At 59.2% G+C, this 16938-nt stretch carries 18 protein-coding genes; 17 read left to right on the top strand and 1 reads right to left on the bottom strand.

Annotated elements, in window-relative coordinates:
• Positions 1-77 precede the first annotated feature (77 nt).
• The 13 genes from AB0J29_RS19565 (at position 78) to AB0J29_RS19625 (ending at position 11850) form a co-directional block, all read left to right on the top strand.
• Entirely contained in the window at positions 78-833 is a 756-nt protein-coding gene (locus AB0J29_RS19565; RefSeq protein WP_364787689.1) for a hypothetical protein, read from the top strand.
• Between the two features lie 24 nt (positions 834-857).
• Positions 858-1784, top strand: coding sequence for a P22 phage major capsid protein family protein (locus AB0J29_RS19570; RefSeq protein WP_364787692.1), 927 nt, complete (start codon positions 858-860; stop codon positions 1782-1784).
• Between the two features lie 2 nt (positions 1785-1786).
• A complete protein-coding gene (locus AB0J29_RS19575) occupies positions 1787-2008 on the top strand; it encodes a hypothetical protein (RefSeq protein ID WP_364787695.1) in 222 nt (73 codons plus the stop codon).
• A 327-nt stretch (positions 2009-2335) separates the two neighbouring features.
• Positions 2336-2755 (top strand): hypothetical protein, encoded by a 420-nt coding sequence (locus AB0J29_RS19580; protein ID WP_364787698.1) that lies wholly within the window; start codon positions 2336-2338, stop codon positions 2753-2755.
• Positions 2756-2787: 32 nt separating this feature from the next.
• Positions 2788-3117 (top strand): hypothetical protein, encoded by a 330-nt coding sequence (locus AB0J29_RS19585; RefSeq protein ID WP_364787700.1) that lies wholly within the window; start codon positions 2788-2790, stop codon positions 3115-3117.
• Complete coding sequence (locus tag AB0J29_RS19590) at positions 3098-3394, top strand: hypothetical protein (RefSeq protein WP_364787703.1); 297 nt, start codon at positions 3098-3100, stop codon at positions 3392-3394. The genes AB0J29_RS19585 and AB0J29_RS19590 overlap by 20 nt, the downstream gene beginning before the upstream one ends.
• 41 nt (positions 3395-3435) lie before the next feature.
• Complete coding sequence (locus AB0J29_RS19595) at positions 3436-3783, top strand: hypothetical protein (RefSeq protein ID WP_364787706.1); 348 nt, start codon at positions 3436-3438, stop codon at positions 3781-3783.
• A gap of 78 nt (positions 3784-3861) precedes the next feature.
• Positions 3862-4776 carry an IPT/TIG domain-containing protein gene (locus AB0J29_RS19600; RefSeq protein WP_364787709.1) on the top strand — a complete coding sequence of 305 codons (915 nt, stop codon included), beginning with the start codon at positions 3862-3864 and terminating at the stop codon, positions 4774-4776.
• 85 nt (positions 4777-4861) lie between these two features.
• The gene (locus tag AB0J29_RS19605) at positions 4862-5071 is read left to right on the top strand and encodes a hypothetical protein (protein WP_364787712.1); all 210 of its coding nucleotides are present in this window, start codon (positions 4862-4864) and stop codon (positions 5069-5071) included.
• A gap of 25 nt (positions 5072-5096) precedes the next feature.
• Positions 5097-5474 carry a hypothetical protein gene (locus AB0J29_RS19610; protein ID WP_364787715.1) on the top strand — a complete coding sequence of 126 codons (378 nt, stop codon included), beginning with the start codon at positions 5097-5099 and terminating at the stop codon, positions 5472-5474.
• A gap of 173 nt (positions 5475-5647) precedes the next feature.
• The gene (locus tag AB0J29_RS19615) at positions 5648-5929 is read left to right on the top strand and encodes a hypothetical protein (RefSeq protein ID WP_364787719.1); all 282 of its coding nucleotides are present in this window, start codon (positions 5648-5650) and stop codon (positions 5927-5929) included.
• Between the two features lie 14 nt (positions 5930-5943).
• Positions 5944-10923: a transglycosylase SLT domain-containing protein gene (locus tag AB0J29_RS19620; RefSeq protein ID WP_364787722.1), complete on the top strand. Its 4980-nt coding sequence runs from the start codon at positions 5944-5946 to the stop codon at positions 10921-10923.
• Positions 10924-11850 (top strand): hypothetical protein, encoded by a 927-nt coding sequence (locus AB0J29_RS19625; protein ID WP_364787725.1) that lies wholly within the window; start codon positions 10924-10926, stop codon positions 11848-11850. It abuts the gene before it with no gap.
• On the opposite strand, the gene AB0J29_RS19630 is transcribed toward AB0J29_RS19625, so the two are convergent.
• The gene (locus AB0J29_RS19630; RefSeq protein ID WP_364787808.1) at positions 11847-12377 is read right to left on the bottom strand and encodes an NUMOD4 motif-containing HNH endonuclease; all 531 of its coding nucleotides are present in this window, start codon (positions 12375-12377) and stop codon (positions 11847-11849) included. The two genes, AB0J29_RS19625 and AB0J29_RS19630, sit on opposite strands and share 4 nt — an antisense overlap.
• Positions 12378-12434: 57 nt before the next feature.
• Between AB0J29_RS19630 and AB0J29_RS19635 the strand changes: the two genes are divergently transcribed.
• Genes AB0J29_RS19635 through AB0J29_RS19650 form a run of 4 tightly spaced genes read left to right on the top strand, consistent with a single transcriptional unit; the run spans position 12435 to position 16937 of the window.
• Entirely contained in the window at positions 12435-14144 is a 1710-nt protein-coding gene (locus tag AB0J29_RS19635; protein ID WP_364787728.1) for a phage tail protein, read from the top strand.
• Positions 14145-14151: 7 nt separating this feature from the next.
• On the top strand, positions 14152-14832 hold the full coding sequence (locus tag AB0J29_RS19640) for a DUF2744 domain-containing protein (RefSeq protein ID WP_364787731.1): 681 nt from the start codon (positions 14152-14154) through the stop codon (positions 14830-14832).
• Entirely contained in the window at positions 14832-16565 is a 1734-nt protein-coding gene (locus tag AB0J29_RS19645; RefSeq protein WP_364787734.1) for a glycoside hydrolase domain-containing protein, read from the top strand. The genes AB0J29_RS19640 and AB0J29_RS19645 overlap by 1 nt, the downstream gene beginning before the upstream one ends.
• Before the next feature lie 30 nt (positions 16566-16595).
• Positions 16596-16937: a hypothetical protein gene (locus AB0J29_RS19650; RefSeq protein ID WP_364787737.1), complete on the top strand. Its 342-nt coding sequence runs from the start codon at positions 16596-16598 to the stop codon at positions 16935-16937.
• The last annotated feature ends 1 nt before the right edge of the window (position 16938 follow it).

Below are 16938 nucleotides of genomic sequence, written 5' to 3' on the forward strand. Positions count from 1 at the left end.
GCGGGGGTTTCGTCATTTCGCACCCTTTCTGGCCAGGTTGCCGTCTGGGTGTTTCTCAGTGTCCAGGAGGCACATTCATGGCCGACGAAGCCACCCCCCAGGAAAACAGCACAACTGAAGATAGCGCCGTCAATGATGTCGATACGACGTCGACTGAAACGGCGGATACCGCGGTAAGCGGTGCCGATGTACAGGGCACCGAAACCGAGAAGGCGACCGATTCCGAAAAGGAATCGGAAAAGCCTGCAAAAACCTATGACGAAGCCTATGTGAGGAAGCTTCGCGACGAAGCCGCTGCCGCCCGTGTGAAGGGCAAGGAAGCAGCGACTCAGGCAGCCCAGGAGGCGGCCGAGAAAGCGACTCGCGAATTGTCTGAACAGATCGGTCGTGCTCTCGGCCTGATCAAAGACGACGTCGCACCTGACCCGGCTGAACTGCTCAAGCAGGCACAGGACCGGGAAGCCCAATTGTCGAGCGAACGTGACAGCGTCGCTTCCGAATTGCGGGCGCTTCGTGTCGAAAAGGCACTCAATGCCGCTGCCGGAAAGTGTGACGGCGACATAGACATTCTCGAACCGTATCTCGCTGGTACGGGTGCGTTGATAAACCTTGACCCGGCTGCCGACGATTTCGCATCCCAGGTGGAAGCGATCGTTTCTGCGGCAGTCGAAAACAATCCGAAGCTGAAGAAAACAGTCGACCGGGTGTCGGCTCCTCGAAGCGGCGGAGATCTCTCGAACGGCAATGCGGCTCCTAAGCCGAATTCGCCGAAATCCGTTGAAGACCTGATTCGTGAACGGCGCGAACGACGCGGCCGTGGCGACAGGATCTGAATCCTTCTTTAGGAGCCAACTCTTATGGCTAACACTCTCCTCACCCCTTCGGTGATCGCCCGCCAGGCTCTGGCGAATCTGTACGAGAACCTGTGCATGGTCCCGACCGTGTACACCGATGTCTCGCAGGAATGGACCGGTCGCAAGATCGGCGCGACGGTGAAGATCCGTAAGCCTACGACTTTCGTCGCCAACGACTTCAATCCGGCGTCGCCGTCGATCACTTTGCAGAACGCGACTGAGACCAGCGTGGATGTCACTCTCGACACCCACAAGGACGTCAGCTTCGCGATCAGCGTCCAGGATCTGACCTTGCGTCTTGAGGACTTCGATCAGCAGTTCCTGATGCCTGCTGCGGAAGCTCTGGCTCAGTCGGTTGACCGCGCGATCATCGCGACCATGAAGGGCGCTAGCGGTTTCACGCAGGTCGCAGGCGACACCGGCACCAATACGTGGGACAAGCCTGAGGTTTTGATCGAAGCCGATCGGCTGCTGAACATCAAGAATGTTCCTGCCAGTGAGCGGTCTGCCGTGATCGGTCCGTCCGCTCGCGCCAAGTGGCAGGCCACTGACTGGCTGAAGTTCGCCGAGCACTCCGGCTCGACTGATGTGTTGCGCGAAGGCTACCTCGGTCGTCGCCTGCTCGGCTTTGACCCGTACATGACCCAGAACATCGTGCAGGCTGCGGACACCCCGGCGACCGGTCAGCCGACCACTGAGGTCGGCTTGGCTTACCACCGGTCTTCGACTGCGTTTGCGTCGGCGACTCTGGACCTGCCGACCGATAACACCTGGGCGGCTATCGAGTCCTACAAGGGCTTGTCGCTGCGCCTGGTGAAGCAGTACGACATGAACAAGAAGAGCGACATCATCTCGCTCGACATCCTGTTCGGCACCAAGGTTCTCGACGCCAACCGCGGTGTGCTGCTGCGTGGCGCCCTGAAGCAGTAACCGTGAGTTGGATCCGGATCAAGGCTGCGCCTTCGCCCATCGTCGTGAACACTGACCATATCGTGACCGTGCACTACGCGAACACCGGTAGCGGCTACACGGTCACCGTCGTTGTTGATGGCGGTTCGCCCAACGCCATCACGGGGTCGACCACCTACGCCGACGCCGATAGCGCCAAAGAAGTGGTCGAACAGATCGCCCTGGGCGTGTTCTGGGAAGTCTGATCTCACAGTTCGGGCGCATCCAATCGTTTGGTGCGCCCGAACTGCCACCTCGAATGCGAGTTAACTTTGCACTACTACCAGTATCTGCATGACCCGACTTGGGTTATCGAATCACAGGAGCCGCGGCCCGATCTGCTGGAGTGGGCCTACTGGACTGAGGTCCCAGCGCCCGCACCGAAGGCCAAGCCTGAACCGGTCGTCGCGCCGGAGCCTGCTCCCGCAGCTGAGCCAGCGCATACACCCGAGGCGAAGCCCGCCGCGAAGAAGGCGCCAGCGAAGAAGGCTCCCGCTAAGGCTATCCAGGCTGCGGAAGGCGAGTAACGCGCTGTGCTGACCTATGCCGTGCCTGATGATCTGATGGACGGCTGGCTGACTGAGGCACCTCCGGAAGCCGTTGCGCGCCAAAATATTCGGTTCGCGTCTCAGCTTGTCCGGAACGCGACACGCCTGGATTTGTACGACACGTACCCGTCCGGGCTGCCGATCGACCTCGACATTGCCGAGGCGATGCGACATGCGACGTGCGCGCAGGCCGCCATGTGGGTGCTCGCGGGAGTCGACCCGGCTGCCGGTTCTATCGGCCGTGAGATCGGGATTGCTTCCGAGAGTGCGGATGGCGGCAGCGTTACTTACGGTGATGCGGTCAAACGGGAAGAGGTCGAAGCGTCGGTTTCACGGCTTTCTTCGGCCGCGCTGCTGATTCTTCGCAACGCTGGACTCGCGTCCACCAGGCCGAACACATGGTGAACTACGCGCGCCGCAGATACCCGGCTGGAGTCATGCTGACGGTGGAGCGGGGTGCCGCCCTGAACTGGGAGGGCGACCCGGTCAATGGTTCTGTCGCAACCCACACTATCGGCCCGTGTGATCTTAAATGGTTGACCGACTCCGAGGACAACAGCACGGGTGAGCTTTTGATGTTGGCGGCCCAGGTGACTGCCCCGCATGGATCTGATGTGTTGGAGGGCGACAAGATTCGCCACCCTAACGGCCGACTGTTTGTCATCGACGGCCAAGTCCGTGAAACCCCTAACCCTTTTACCGGGTTCTCGACTGGCGTCCGTTTTGTGATCGCGAAGGACGGCGGTAGTGGAGTACGACGGCGCTGACAACGATCTTGAGTTGTACTTGCGGGAAAGCTCCGAACTCAGTGATTTTCTGCTGGAAGTCGCTGAGCAGGGCGCGGATCGTTGGACCGCGCGAAGCCATTGGCGGACGGGCTTTAATGCTACTCACGTGACGCAGGGTGTTGAACCAGGTGAAGACGGTGTTCTAGAAGGCTACGTCTACGCCTACGGGCATTATGCCGAATATCGTGAGCGCGGTACACGCTGGAATCGTCCTGAGCATGTGATGCGGGACTTCATTCAGGATATTGACGGGTAGGTGTTATGTCGTTACCTCCTTACCCTGAATTCGATGACGTTATGAAGGCTCTGCTCGACGACATCGCGCCCGTGGTGACTGCGGAATCCGACGAGATCGATCCGCCGTATATTTACGTGACCCGTGTGGGTGGACGTGAAGACGGCACTGCGGACAATCCGATTATCGATGTCGAGTATGTTGCCGTAACACGCGCCGCATCCAAGTTGCTGAAAACGGCTGGCCAGGAACGCATCCGGTTCGCTGGCAATACCGAGCCGGGCGGCTATCTGATTGATGTAGCCGAGGAAAACCCTGGTGGCGGTGGCCAATACATTCCGCCCCGTAAGCGTGATCAGCGCGCCGTGACTGCAACTGTCCGGTTGTCGTATCGCAGGCCACGCGCCTAACTCTCTCAACTTCTTTCACACCACCCGAACCTGTGACGGTTGCCGGGTTTCTGGGTGTGCCCAAAAAAGGAAAACCACATGGCTGCTGTCACTTATGAGCAGGTCGCTAATTGGCACTCGGAGCTGATTCGGCGCCCGAATAAGGGATTCGTTCTCGTCGCTGACCCAACGACCGCTATCCCTACGGCTTTCACTTCCGGTGTGTCCGCCGATTTCCAGGCGCTGAACAACTTCACCAGCCTTGGTCTCATCGCTAAGGACGCCCCGCCGTCGTTCAAGCCTGATGTCAAGAGCAATGATATCGAGTCGTGGGGTGCTCTTGAAGCAACCCGTACAGATATCCTGACTCGGGACCTGTCGGTGTCGTTTACCGCGCAGGAAACGAAGAAGAAGACTCTCGAACTGTATTCGGGTATCGACCTGTCGGCGAACGTCGCTGACGGCACTACCTCCGAAATTCAGTACAACGATCCGACTTCGCCGGAAACCCGCTACTACCGAATGATTTTCGGCATGGTGGACGGCGCTGGTTCGAATGCCGTTTACATTCTGAAGATCCTGCCACGCGCAACCATCACCGAGGTTGGTGAGCAGTCCTGGTCGCAGGAAAAGGCGGTCGACTACAACATGACCGTTAAGGCCAAGATTGATTCGACTCTCGGCTACTCGCTGAAGAATGTCATTTGCGGTCCCGGTGTTTCCGGTCTGCTTGCGGCTATGGGTTGGACCGCGGTCGCCGCGGTGCCGACGATCGCCTCCTACGTACCGCCCGGCACCATCGCGATTGCGGGTGGGGACAACATCATCCTCACCGGTCAGCACTTCACTGGCGCGACCGGTGTCACTGTCGGCGGTACTGCGGCTCTGGACTTTGTCGTCATCAACGACACCACTCTGTCGGTTGTCACCCCGGCGAAGACCGCCGGTAGCCAGAACATCGTGGTTACCAACGCAACTGGCGCGTCTGCTCCGTTCGCGGTCATCTACGCCTAATTCCCCCTGATCGCCGCCCCGTGCGTGTTTCCTGGCCGCGCACGGGGCTGGCTCACGCCTTGCCAGGAACAGCCAGGAGAACGTCATGGCATTTGAACCTATCCGCATGACCGCACCGGACGGCCGTACGTGCCTGGTCGGTTCGGCTACTGAGCGTGAACACCTGCTCGCGCACGGCTACCGCATCACGCCTGCCGAGCCGGAACCCGAACCGAAGCCTGCGCCTGCACCGGTCCCTGTGGTGACCGAAGACGACAAGCCCGCAGCCAGCGCAGTCAAGAAGCCCACCAAGTAATCCCGTTCCGCCAGGAGGAACAAGCATGGTTGCACCCACTGCACCCAAGAAGACCGTCGCACCCAAGTCCCGTTGGGCGACGCTGCGTGACGAGGCTCGCAAAGAGCACAAGCCACGCCCGCCGTACATGTTTGACGGCACCGAGCCGCCTACCGAGATCACTGCTCCCGACAGTGTTGAGCGTGTGACCGCGATGGCCATGCTCATCGACAGCGACGGCAGTTTCGAGGCCGCGAATCTGCGGAAGCTGCTCGAAGCCACTTGCGGCGCAGCGTTTCCGATCGTATGGGGCATCGTGAAAGACGAACCCTTCGAGGTGTTGTTCTCGCTGCTGTCCGACATCAACGACCACTTCAACGCTGTACCCGGCGAGGAAGGCGCTGATCTGCCGGGGGGCGCCTAGCCCTCGTACTCCTCATAGAGGACTACGGGGCACAAATCGAAGGCGACCTATGGGAATACGGCCCGGGGTGGGATCTGCTGGATTTCTTCCGTGGCAACCATCCCTGGCCACAGCTGTACCGGATTCTCGCAAACCGTGTACCACCAGAAGGGCGCTACCACTCGGCGGTCGCGATGGATCCCGAGATCGGTTGGGAGCGGGCACAAAAACCACGGCCTGATGAGGTCGCTGGCCCGCCGACACCGCAGGGCTATTCGCTGTCGATTCTTTTGCAGTTGCGGATGATCGACATTCTTAAAGAGCAGATGCGCGCATATGCCGCAGGGCTTAGCGGGAAACTTCCGCCTCCGTTCAAACCGGAACCGCGTCCGATGACGATGGAAGACATATTCCGGGACCGCATCGAAACCGCAAATGTCTATGAGGCGCTGGCGAATCTCGGCGTAACAAACTAAAAGGGCGGTGCCGCATGGCTGATGGCCAGACGTTTTCCGCTGGACAAGCTCGGCTAACCATAAAACCGCAGCTCAGTAAAACGTTTCGCACCGATCTGAAGGGTTTGCTGGAGCCGATCAAGCAATCGCTTGATGTTACTGCCAGCCCGAAGTTGGCGAACAGATTCCGCACTGACCTCAAAGAGTTGGTGAAGACCGCGTCGGCGGGCATCAACGCCGAGATCGGCATCAAGCTCAATACGACAGGACTGCGGAGGCGCGTCAAGGATGCCACCAAGGGCATGCCGGATGTGAAGGTCGACGTCAATATCGACCTGGCGCGCGCGACTGCTCAAATGGAGACGTTCCGCCGCGAGCAGGCCGCGATTCCGTTGACGCTCAATGCGAACGTCGACACTGCGGCGGCTGTCGCTCAGTTGTTGGCTCTGCGTGCTCTCGCGGGCGCTGTCGGTGACCAGGTCAACGGTATCGGTGCAGGCGGTGCAGGGCGCGCGGCAACCCGGTTGACGGGCAACATTATTACGCGCCCCATTCGCGCTGTCAGGCTGCAAGTCGAAATCGACCGTGCGTCTGTGGCGCGTGCTGAAGCTGAGGTCGCGAACATCGCTACCCGGCTATCACAGGCACGGGACCGGCAAACCGATGCGCTGGGCAGGCTGCGGGCAGCTGAAGCGCGGCATTCCGAAGTGATGGCCCGGTCGAATGCGACTGAGTCACAGCGGATTAACGCCACCAACGCTCTCACGAGGGCGCGCAGGGAATTCGCTAACGCCACGGGCCGTGTCACCGGTCTTATGGGGCAGGAAGCCGACGCGGACAACCGTCTTCAGCGTGCGCGCCGTGACCAGAGTTCGATCGTCGGGAAGCTGGAAGCCGCATATGGGGCGTTCTCCAGCGCTCTCGGTGACGCGGCGAGGAAAGCTCTATCACTCAGCAACGTTCTCGGGTTCGCCAAGGTCGCGCTGATCGGGCTTGCGGTGGTCTCGTTGGTGCCGTTGCTTGGCCAGTTGTCGCAGGCGCTCGGCGTTGTCGGTCTCCTGCCGGGCATGCTCGCTGGCGCTATCGGTGCGTTTGCCACCTTGCGTGTCGGTTTCGAGGGCATTGGGGATGCGTTCTCGACCGGTGCCAAGGCTGCTGAGTCGGCGGCGAAAGACGCTGAGGCTCATGCGAAGGCTGTTGCGTCCGCGCAGAAGCAGCAGGTTTCGGCGGCGCGCAGTGTGCAGGACGCGGAACGCGGTATCGCTACCGCTGAACGTGGTGTGCGGTCCGCGCAGAAAGAAACCCTGGATGCGCAGAGGGCGCTGAATAAGGCCCGCAAAGACGCCAAGACCGAGATCGATGATCTGAACCGGTCGCTCGGCCGGACTGCGCTGAATGAAGAGGGCGCTGCGATCGCGGTCGCTGAGGCTCAGAAAGAGCTGTTCAAGGTCTTTTCGGACCCGAACTCCGACGCTGTCGAGCGTGCTTCGGCGCAGCATCGGGTCAAACAGGCTTTGGTCGATCAACAGGACACGATCCGTAAGTCGCAAGAGTTGGCGGAGCAGGCGGCCGAGGCGAACGCGAAGGGCGTTGAAGGTAGCGACCAGGTCGTGTCTGCGAAAGAGCGTGTGGAGTCCGCCGCTCAGGGGGAGATCGACGCAGAACAGGCGTTGGCGGATGCGAACACCCGACTGTCTGACGCGCAGCAGGCATTAGCTGAAGCTAACCAGAACCTTGCCGATGAAATGACCAAATCCTCGGATGCCGCTGAAGCGTTCGAGAAGGCATTGGGGAAGCTGTCGCCGTCCGCACAGGATTTTGTGCGGAAGATGCTGGCGTTGAAACCGGCCCTCGGTGAGCTGCGTGCCGTGGTTCAGCAAAGCCTGTTTGATCGGATGGGCGACACTGTCACGCAACTGGCGAACAACTGGTTGCCGACTCTCGCGCAGGGTTTGCGTGGGATCGCGATCGAAATCAATGGCGGTTTGCGGCGCGCGTTCGCAGATTTGGATAATGATGCGACGCGGTCGAAGGTTTCGAAGATCTTCGACAACATCAAGGATTCTATCGGCCCGCTCATTGATGGCCTCGAAAACCTTGTGCAAGGAATCCTGTCATTGACGGGTGTGTCATCCGAATTCCTGCCGGGTATGTCGAACGGGTTTGTTAACCTGACGGAACGGTTCCGTAAATGGGCTGAATCGCCCGAGGGGCAGGACAAGTTTCGAAACTTCCTGGAAGAGTCGATCAAAACGTTCGGGCAGTTTATGCGTCTCGGACGGAACATTATTGATGTCATCAGGGAAATCTTCCGTGGGTCTGACCAGACCGGGGAGTCCTGGATGGATACTCTCGTTCAGAATTCGCGGAACCTCGCTGATTTCCTGGGCACTCCCGAGGGACAGCAGAAGATCCGTGATTTCTTCACTGAGGTCGAGAAGGTTGTAAAAGGCATTTCGGACGCGGTAACGCTCGTCGCGAATCTGCTGGACAGAATAGGCGCGTTCAATTTCGGTAGCACGCCACTCGGTAACGTTGCCGGACTGCTCGATGGTAGCAAAACACCAGGTCAGCGTGTCGGCGGCGCCGCTAAAGGCGTAGGGCAGGTGCTCATTGCGCCGTGGAAACTGATCGGCGGCGGCATCGATAGTGCTCAGCACGCACAAGTGGACGTCGTCAAGTCGATCATGTCCGACTTGGGTGACAAAGCCAAAGACATGGCGAAGGACGTCACTTCGTTCTGGTATCAGATGGGTACCGGCGCGGTCGATCTCGGAAAGTCGATCGTCGACAATGTCACCACCAAAGCTGGCGGCGCACTCGACAATTTCAAAAACAGCCTACCCAATGTAGTTGAATCGGTTACCTCGTTCGCTAACAGCGCGAAAGACAAATTCGGTTCGTTCAAAGACTTCCTGTTCGATGCGATCGGCGACATCATCGGCGACAACATCCTCGGGAAAATGCGGACCGGATTCTACCGGGTCAAAGACTGGTTCGGCGACATCGTATCCGGAATCGGCTCCATTTGGTCCGGGCTGGTCGGCGCAATCCAAGGCCCGATCAACGCAGTCATCGGTGTTCTGAACAGCTTTGGTGATATCTGGAACAAGGTAGCCGACAAATTGGGCCTCCCCAAGTGGGAACCGATCGGTCAAATCGGTGCCCAACCGCCAGCCGCGCCAGCACCACAAACCGGCCCTGAAGGACCCGCACGTGTCGGGCGTTGGATGGGTGGCCCGATCAAGGGGCCAGGCGGGCCAACAGACGACCTGATTCCGATCATGGCGTCGAACGACGAACACATGTGGACCGCGGCAGAGGTCAAGGCGGCTGGTGGCCATGAGGCGATGTACCGGATGCGGCAATCCGTCCTCCGTGGCGGTGGCCAGCAGTCACGTGACGGCAACTACGCGATCGGTGGTGGCGTCCAATTCGGTTCGGATGCTGACCGTTGGATGGCTGACGTTGTTCAGGCCGCATTCAAGGACGCGACGATCACGTCTGCGCTCCGGCCTGGTGACTCAGGGTTCCACGGCAAGGGCCAAGCTGTCGACGTTGCTGGACCGCTCCAGCAGATCGCCAACTGGATCTTCTCATCGTTCCCGCAGAGCACCCAGCTCATCTATGGTCCTGGGCCGCTGCTGTACAACGCTCGCGGAAAGTCCGTGGATCCCGCCAATCAGGGCGAGCTGGCAGGCATCTACGCCAACGATCTCGCGGGCCATATGGATCACGTCCACTGGGCCAACGTCGCACCGCTCGCTGAGTTGTCCGGCGACGATAAGAAGTCGCTGCTTGACCGGATCCGCTCCGGTATCGGCAACGTCGTCAACTCCGGTCGGAACTTCGCGGTCGAAAACCTGCTCGGCAGGCCACTTCGCTCGCTCGCTGACCGGGTGCCCGACTTCCCCGCCTTGGGGCAGTTCGGTGGTATCCCGAAAACGTTCGCCCGCAAGATGGTTGACCAGCTGATCAACCTTGCAGCAGGCAGCGCAGGCGGTTCAGCAGGCGGAGGAACGGTCAACTACGACCCCACCTCCCGCGCTGAGCAGTGGCGTGGCCTCGCTCAAGAAGCGATGCGCCGCACCGGTTTCAATGCCGATGACCCGCAGCAAGTCAACGCCATGTTGGCGCAAATCAACAGCGAGTCGGGTGGTAACCCGAACATTCTCCAGCAGGTCATAGACGTCAACTCTGGCGGCAACGAGGCGCAGGGGCTCTTGCAGGTTATCCCTGGCACGTTCGCGACCTACCGTGACCAGAGCCTGCCGAATGACCGAACTCACCCGCTCGCGAACATGGTCGCTGCCCTGAACTACTACCGGGCGCGCTACGGCAACGACCTCACCACCACATGGGGCCAAGGCCACGGCTACGACCAGGGCGGCATCTTCCCGCACAAAACGTTCGGGTGGAACCTCTCCGGGCTTCCGGAAGCGGTTCTCACGAACCCGCAGTGGAAGATGTTCCAAGACTTCATCAACCACATTCCCGGATTCAACAATGGGTTGCAGGCGTTGCCGCAGCCGTTGAATGGCGGCACCGACTCCAGCGGTAACCCAGGTCTATTTGGTGTGCCCACGAATCCCGGTGTCGAGACACTTCAACAGGTCGGTAAGAACGCTCAAGACCGGTTCGGTAACGCATTCAAAACCGGGCTGTCCGACCTTTGGGACTCCAACCTCGGTGCCCTCGGTATACCGAATCCAACCACAATCCCGGTCGTAAAAGCTGGGCTCGAATACGGGCAGAAACTCGACTCGTGGCAGAAAGCCCGCCAAGCATCTGCTGAAGCATCCGCCGCACTCGCGAACGCAAACTATCGGGCCGCGACTGTGTCACCTGTCGGCACCGCTGACGCTATGCAATCCGGCACTGATTCGACTGATCGGCTTGTCAACGACAACCGGATGACGGTCAACATTTACCCGGCTGACGTCAACGACGCGGGCCGCAAAATGCAGCAGATTGCCGAACTGCGGGCACTCAGCCGCTCTGCAAGAGGAAACTAATTGCGTCAGTCCGCCAAGGTGGAAATCTTTGGTGACGACGACTCACATTTCATTATCGCCGGTCCCGGAATGTCTGAACGGATCTTCATGGGAACCGACGTCAAAGGCATCTATGACGCCCCGGTCACAACGAAATACAAGTCGTCGGCATTCCAAAAAGGCTCCACATATCAGGGTAAAAAGTATGAACAGCGGGACATCACTTTCGGTGTCCATCTGAAGGGGGAAACCCCGGAGGATTGGGAAGACCTCGACTCGCGGTGGCGGGCGGCGTGGGATTACGAGAAAGATCCGTGGGACCCGGCATCAAAACTAACCAAGATGTCGATCACCACGGATCGCTCAGGTAAACGGTCACTGTATCTCGCGCTGTCCGAAAGCATTGTTTTCGAGTCGAAGCATGACCCGCATCTCACGCGCACTTCGGTCGTGCCTATGGCGGTCACGGCCGCCCAGCCTTTTTGGTTCGAAGACAAATGGGAAGACACCTATTTCGACTACTTCGAAACAGGCGCATCCGGCACCACAGACGGCTTCGTAACAGTCGCCAACCCCACCGACCAACCCATGTACCTGAAATGGGTAGTCACACGCGGCAAATGGACGCTTCCGGATTTCTCTTGGACCGGCAAGAAGTACCATCGCGTGCCTGGCGGTGCGTGGTCCAACCGCAAAATAACGCTGCCAGCGCTCGGCGACATCGAAGGCGGGGCGAAGGTCGACCTCAACCCGATGAAGCTCATGGTTAGGGACTTCAACGATTCGAACTTAATCGGCCGTATGAATGGAATATATTTTCTTCACGCCATTCCGCCGTATACGCCTGCTACGGAGCTACCCGTACGAGTTGAGAACGCGCCAACTGGTGGCGCTCGCGTTGAGATTTACTGCCCGCACCGCTGGGGCCGTCCGTGGGGTCTTTTCTAGGCTGCTCGTGCGGATCGCTGGAAGTCTCTGCCTTGTTTACAAGTGAGGCATTCTCTGACATTTACCTTATTCGGCGAATAATAGGTGTTGGCCTGAGTGAATTCGTGTCCTCGCTTGCAGTGCGTCTTTCGAGCATTGTGGTGGGTGCCATGGATTACCTTGTCTAGCTGGTTTGCCGAAGCTGTATCGTATCGCAGGTTTTCGAGACGGTTATCAGTTGGCACGCCATTATTGTGACAGACTTCCATGCCCGACGGTCGTGGTCCTACGAATGCCTCAAGAACGAGAGCATGCACCTTGCGTGATTGGACCGACCCGTTCGCGCACAGGCCAACGCTATGATAGCCGCCGCTTTTCATAACGATCGGCTTCAGGATTCTGCTGCGCACCCGCACTTGGTATCCATTGCGGAGAAAGAACCGGTCCTCGGAGCGCACGCGTCCCCGGCTTGATATCGAATATCGACCTTCGTAGCCGACTACCGGAAGCCATCGTTCTTCGGCGGAGCTGTCCGCATTCTCGTTCATCAATCAGTTCAGCGTTCCTGTTGCGCTCGTTATTTCCACAGACGGATGTGATCTGTATTGCCTGCCCTCAGCGAACTCTCGTTGCTAGACCAATGCCGCGCTATTTGGGGTGCCACCACAGCCCGCGAGGAAGCCGAAGCACGCGCCCGCCTGGAACCGCCATTGGTTCGCGTATGGACGGGTGACTTCGCACTAGCTGGAGTGCTTTCTAGCGAGTACACAGCCGAGTTCACCTGGCTCGACAACGAGGCCGGAACGGGACTGACTGAGATTCCGTTGTGGGATCCGCTCGCTAAATGGATCTGGCAGGTAAAAGACCGTATCAACGCGGGTGAAAAACGGAACGTCTTCATCACCGTCGATAAAGACGGTGCACGCTGGTCCGGAATCCTCTTCGACCACACTGTTGAAAAAAGAGCAGACGGCACCCATGTATTAGTCGTTCGATGGATGCACGACCTGTTCACGCTCCAGCATTATCTGGCGTGGTGTAATCCATTTTTACCTGACTTCGTGCAATTTCCGCGCGTTTTCTTCCTGGCCGGTCCGTCAATTTGGGGCCTGAAGACGGCCCTCTTTTTGAACGTAATGCGCGAGCAGGAAAATTGGTGGGAACTGCCCTCGGATCCCATGAATCAGGGTTCGGCTCCGGCGACGATGATGTCGAACTGGTCGGTGGCGATTAAGCCAACTACGTTCATGGACGACATGAACGCGGGAACGATTTGGTCGATTCCGAACTCGCGGTTCAAGTATTGGATGGACATGTCCAAGGACATCTTGGAAGATGCCCAACTGTCTATCCAAGTGCGGCGTTACATCGCTGATGACGATGCTCAGCCGATCGCGGGCCAAACGCTGCGTAACGGCTGCCTCGTTGTCGATATTGTCGACAAGTCCGGATACTACACGGACACGTCGAATGGTGGCGACCCGTTCCTTGGTTTGAAGCGCACTTTCGCGCAGATCGCCGAGGACTTCATCGACGAAATCATCGAAGACGTCGTCGACCCTGCTGTACCGAATTCGTACAAAACTCCTGGCCTGAAACTCACTGACAAGATTTGCCCGTACGTGGTTTATCTTGAGGGCGAAGAGACCGGTATAGAGTCGTCAAAGTTCACGTTTACTCCGTCGACCGCAGTGCAAATGGTGGCCGGTGGACACAGTTTTCCATTCGTCAACGAACTTATTTCAGCTACAATTCAGACCCTAGGCGATCTCCTCGCCATGGCGATATTTGTCCCGCCCATTGGCGGCGCATTGGACGCGGTGCTTCAGCCTTTATATTGGGATACTGTAGCAGCCTGGATGCATTTTAGAAGTCCGGGTCGGAAGGCGCATTCTGGATGGGCTCATCTATTTGAATACCGGGCGTCTGATGGGGACCGCGCGTACACGTTGGAAGCGCTGCTTTCTCTGCGTAAAGCATTCCATGACACGCGTTCTTGGTTCTCGCATGAAGTGCTTATCCGTGACGGTGCACCATGGTTTATTGGCGACAACGGCAAGGGTCACTTCTTTCTGGGTGACAGGATCGGCGCGCAAGTCCTCGGTGACTTCTCCGCCAAATACGGCTTCGATGATTTCACTATCTATGTCGACCGTGTACGGGAACTGACCCTCGCATGGGATCGGGACTCATTCGCTGAATGGAAATGCACCATCGGCGAGAAAGAAAAGAACAAAGACCGAGGCCAACGCGCTCTAGGCATGATCAGTGATCTGTTCGCCTTGATGCGTGATGTTGGTGCTCTCGGCCGGTAGGTGAGTGATGGACCAGGAACCAGAACAGCCAGAAATCGACACTTCGCCGTGGCTGAAAGACGGCGAGTTTCCTACGTTGGCCAATACCAATCCAAATTGCCCGGAAGAGGCCCTGCTTCACACGTACTCCGGGTTACCGGGAATGTCCGGTGCACCGCTCGCTTTCCCTGTCGAGTACCTGAAGATGGTCAGTCGGCGGCAGTGGGATTGCGGTGTGCGCGCGATGGATTCGGTAGTTCCTCCGGAACGCCTGATCAAGTATCAGCGCCCGCAGCAAACCGACCCGCATTGGCTGACCTCACCGGGTATCTGGGTCGACATCAACGAGCCCGACAGGAACCAGTTCAACATCAAAGAGTTCGTCGGCAGCCTCCCACAGGACGCGAAACGCCAACTGGCGGAAGCGTTGGGCTTTGATCCGGCTGCCGCAGTTCCGTCCGATCAACAGATCGTCGACGGCTACGAGGGCAAGCCACCGCCAACGAAGTACGGGAAGCCGGCACGTGACGGTGCGACCGTCAGTAACGAGCCACGCCCCTTCGATCCCATAACAGCGACGGTCACTGAGGTCTTGGCATACCTGCGCAACGCGGACCCGACAGAGCAGGAACGCGTCGTAGTCATCGAACGCAATCTCGGCGCCGCACGCTCCGGGATTCTTAAGCGCTACAAGGAGATCGGTGTCTGATGGCTCGACTCCTTGACTTCTCCGCTGCACTCATCGACCCTGCCGCGATCAAGGCTGCTGGCTACGACGGTGTGATCGGCTACTTCTCGGATCGTCGTCCAGGCGCCGAGTGGATGCAGGCGAAGCCGTTGACCCGCGACTACTGCGATCGGTTGCTCGCCGCAGGGCTGGAGATCGTAACGAACTTCCAGTTCGCGGCTGGAGGCAATGCCACCTCCGATTGGCGTGGCGGCTTCGCGGCAGGCCAGTCGAACGCCCGTCGTGCGCTCGAACTGCATTACGCGGCTGGTGGTCCCGTCAATCGCCCGCTGTACTGCGCGATCGACTCGGCGCCGACCCTCGACATGTGGAACTCGACTGTCGTCGACTACGTGCGCGGCTGGGCATCGGTCGTCGGCGTCGAATGGACCGGTATCTACGCGAACGCCGACGTGATCGACAACGCGATCGAAGACGGTGTCGCGACCTGGTTTTGGCAGCACAACAACCTCGGTTACCCGTCTGACGGCGCGCATCATCCCGCCGCGCATATCCACCAAATCCGCATCGACTCGGACACCGTCGTTGGGGTCGGTGTGGACGTGAACGTGACTCTTCGGGACGACTACGGCCAGTGGTCTAAAGCTGCCGCTGTCGCGCCGAGTCCTACTCCGGCACAAGGAGATTCGCCCGTGGCTGACAAGCCTGACTACACCGAGTTGGACCGGATGAGCGATTCTCGCTCTAACCGGTTCGGTGCTCGGATCACGAACTTTCTTCTGCATACGCAGGAGGGCGATGGCACTGCGGAAAGCCTCGCCGCCTATCTGAACAACTCCGCAAATGACGCCTCTTACCACTACACAGTGCGTGATGGGGTCGTCTGCGATGTGGTGGATACCGATTACGCGTCATGGTCTGTGCTCGATGCCAATAGCCGAACGATCAACCTGTGTTTCGCTGGCTCACGCGCCTCGTGGTCGCGTGATCAGTGGATGGCGATCGAAGACGACATCAAGATCGCCTGCTACCTGGCTGTGCAGGATGCCCGCAAGTACGGCTTCGCCACCGATGTCATCGCACCACCGTATGACGTGCGCGACGGCATCTCGGACCACAAGTACGTCACGAAAGCGCTGGGTATTGGCACCCATACCGACGTCGGCCCGAACTTCCCGTGGGACGTCGCCGCGCACTGGGCTGGTGTCTACAGCGGTGCCGCACCGGTCGCGGCGGCTGTCCCGCAGGGCAATGCGATCAACGATTGCGCTGGGGTCAACACTTGGCTCGGCGACCGTGTGACGGTGGGGGAGAACACGTGCCCTGACGGTGTCGGCCGGTTCGCACAGTTCAACTCGGGTTACGTGTACTGGCATCCGCGCACAGGCGCGTTCGCGGTTCCGCTCGCTGTGTTCGAGGCGTGGGCTCGATTGGGTTGGGAGGCTCTCGGCTACCCGATCGGCCATCACACGGACTTGCCTGCGGGTGTGGTTCAGGGCTTCGAGGGTGGCGCTATCTATCGCCAGACTGGCCGTCCTGGCTTTTGGGTGCATGGCGAGATCCGTAATCGCTGGAACCGCAGCGGTTTCGAGTCCGGCCCGTTTGGTTGGCCTGTCAGCGATGAGGAGCCGTTTGACGGCGGCGCCCGGCAGCGGTTCGAAAAGGGCTGCATCTACTGGCCTGGCAAGCGGGCCACGGTCGCTCTGCTCGACGCGGACGGCCCCGATGTCCCTGTGCCTGACACCCAGGGCTGACAACACCTTCCATTCCAATAGGAGACGACTATGTCTTTTGATTCTCTGCGCGATCTCACTGCCGATGCGCGTGCCCGCATCTATTACCTGCTTGCGCCGCTTCAGGTCGCGCTGGTTTCGTTCGGCCTGCTGAATGACTCGAACGCGCCTCTGATTGTCGCTGCTGTCGCCGCGGTCGTTGGTTTCACCATGGCAGGCGCGAACAGCACTTCGACGTGGCGTACGTGGCTGTACGGCGTTATCGGTGCCGCTCAGCCGTTGCTGACCGCTTATGGCGTGTTCAACAATTCGCAGGCGGCTTCGGTGATTGCGGTTGTGTCTGCGGCGCTGGGTTTGGGTGTGGCTGCGGCCAAGACTCCTTCTTTCGGGTGAT

Origin of the sequence: Nocardia sp. NPDC049707, from assembly GCF_040674855.1 — a bacterium.
Classification (GTDB): domain Bacteria; phylum Actinomycetota; class Actinomycetes; order Mycobacteriales; family Mycobacteriaceae; genus Nocardia.

Coding starts and splice junctions, on each gene's coding strand:
- AB0J29_RS19630 (WP_364787808.1), bottom strand. CDS start 12,377: ATGAACGAGAATGCGGACAGCTCCGCCGAAGAACGATGGCTTCCGGTA.
- AB0J29_RS19610 (WP_364787715.1), top strand. CDS start 5,097: ATGGTTGCACCCACTGCACCCAAGAAGACCGTCGCACCCAAGTCCCGT.
- AB0J29_RS19620 (WP_364787722.1), top strand. CDS start 5,944: ATGGCTGATGGCCAGACGTTTTCCGCTGGACAAGCTCGGCTAACCATA.
- AB0J29_RS19605 (WP_364787712.1), top strand. CDS start 4,862: ATGGCATTTGAACCTATCCGCATGACCGCACCGGACGGCCGTACGTGC.
- AB0J29_RS19650 (WP_364787737.1), top strand. CDS start 16,596: ATGTCTTTTGATTCTCTGCGCGATCTCACTGCCGATGCGCGTGCCCGC.
- AB0J29_RS19595 (WP_364787706.1), top strand. CDS start 3,436: ATGAAGGCTCTGCTCGACGACATCGCGCCCGTGGTGACTGCGGAATCC.
- AB0J29_RS19600 (WP_364787709.1), top strand. CDS start 3,862: ATGGCTGCTGTCACTTATGAGCAGGTCGCTAATTGGCACTCGGAGCTG.
- AB0J29_RS19565 (WP_364787689.1), top strand. CDS start 78: ATGGCCGACGAAGCCACCCCCCAGGAAAACAGCACAACTGAAGATAGC.
- AB0J29_RS19585 (WP_364787700.1), top strand. CDS start 2,788: ATGCTGACGGTGGAGCGGGGTGCCGCCCTGAACTGGGAGGGCGACCCG.
- AB0J29_RS19615 (WP_364787719.1), top strand. CDS start 5,648: ATGGATCCCGAGATCGGTTGGGAGCGGGCACAAAAACCACGGCCTGAT.
- AB0J29_RS19645 (WP_364787734.1), top strand. CDS start 14,832: ATGGCTCGACTCCTTGACTTCTCCGCTGCACTCATCGACCCTGCCGCG.
- AB0J29_RS19640 (WP_364787731.1), top strand. CDS start 14,152: ATGGACCAGGAACCAGAACAGCCAGAAATCGACACTTCGCCGTGGCTG.
- AB0J29_RS19570 (WP_364787692.1), top strand. CDS start 858: ATGGCTAACACTCTCCTCACCCCTTCGGTGATCGCCCGCCAGGCTCTG.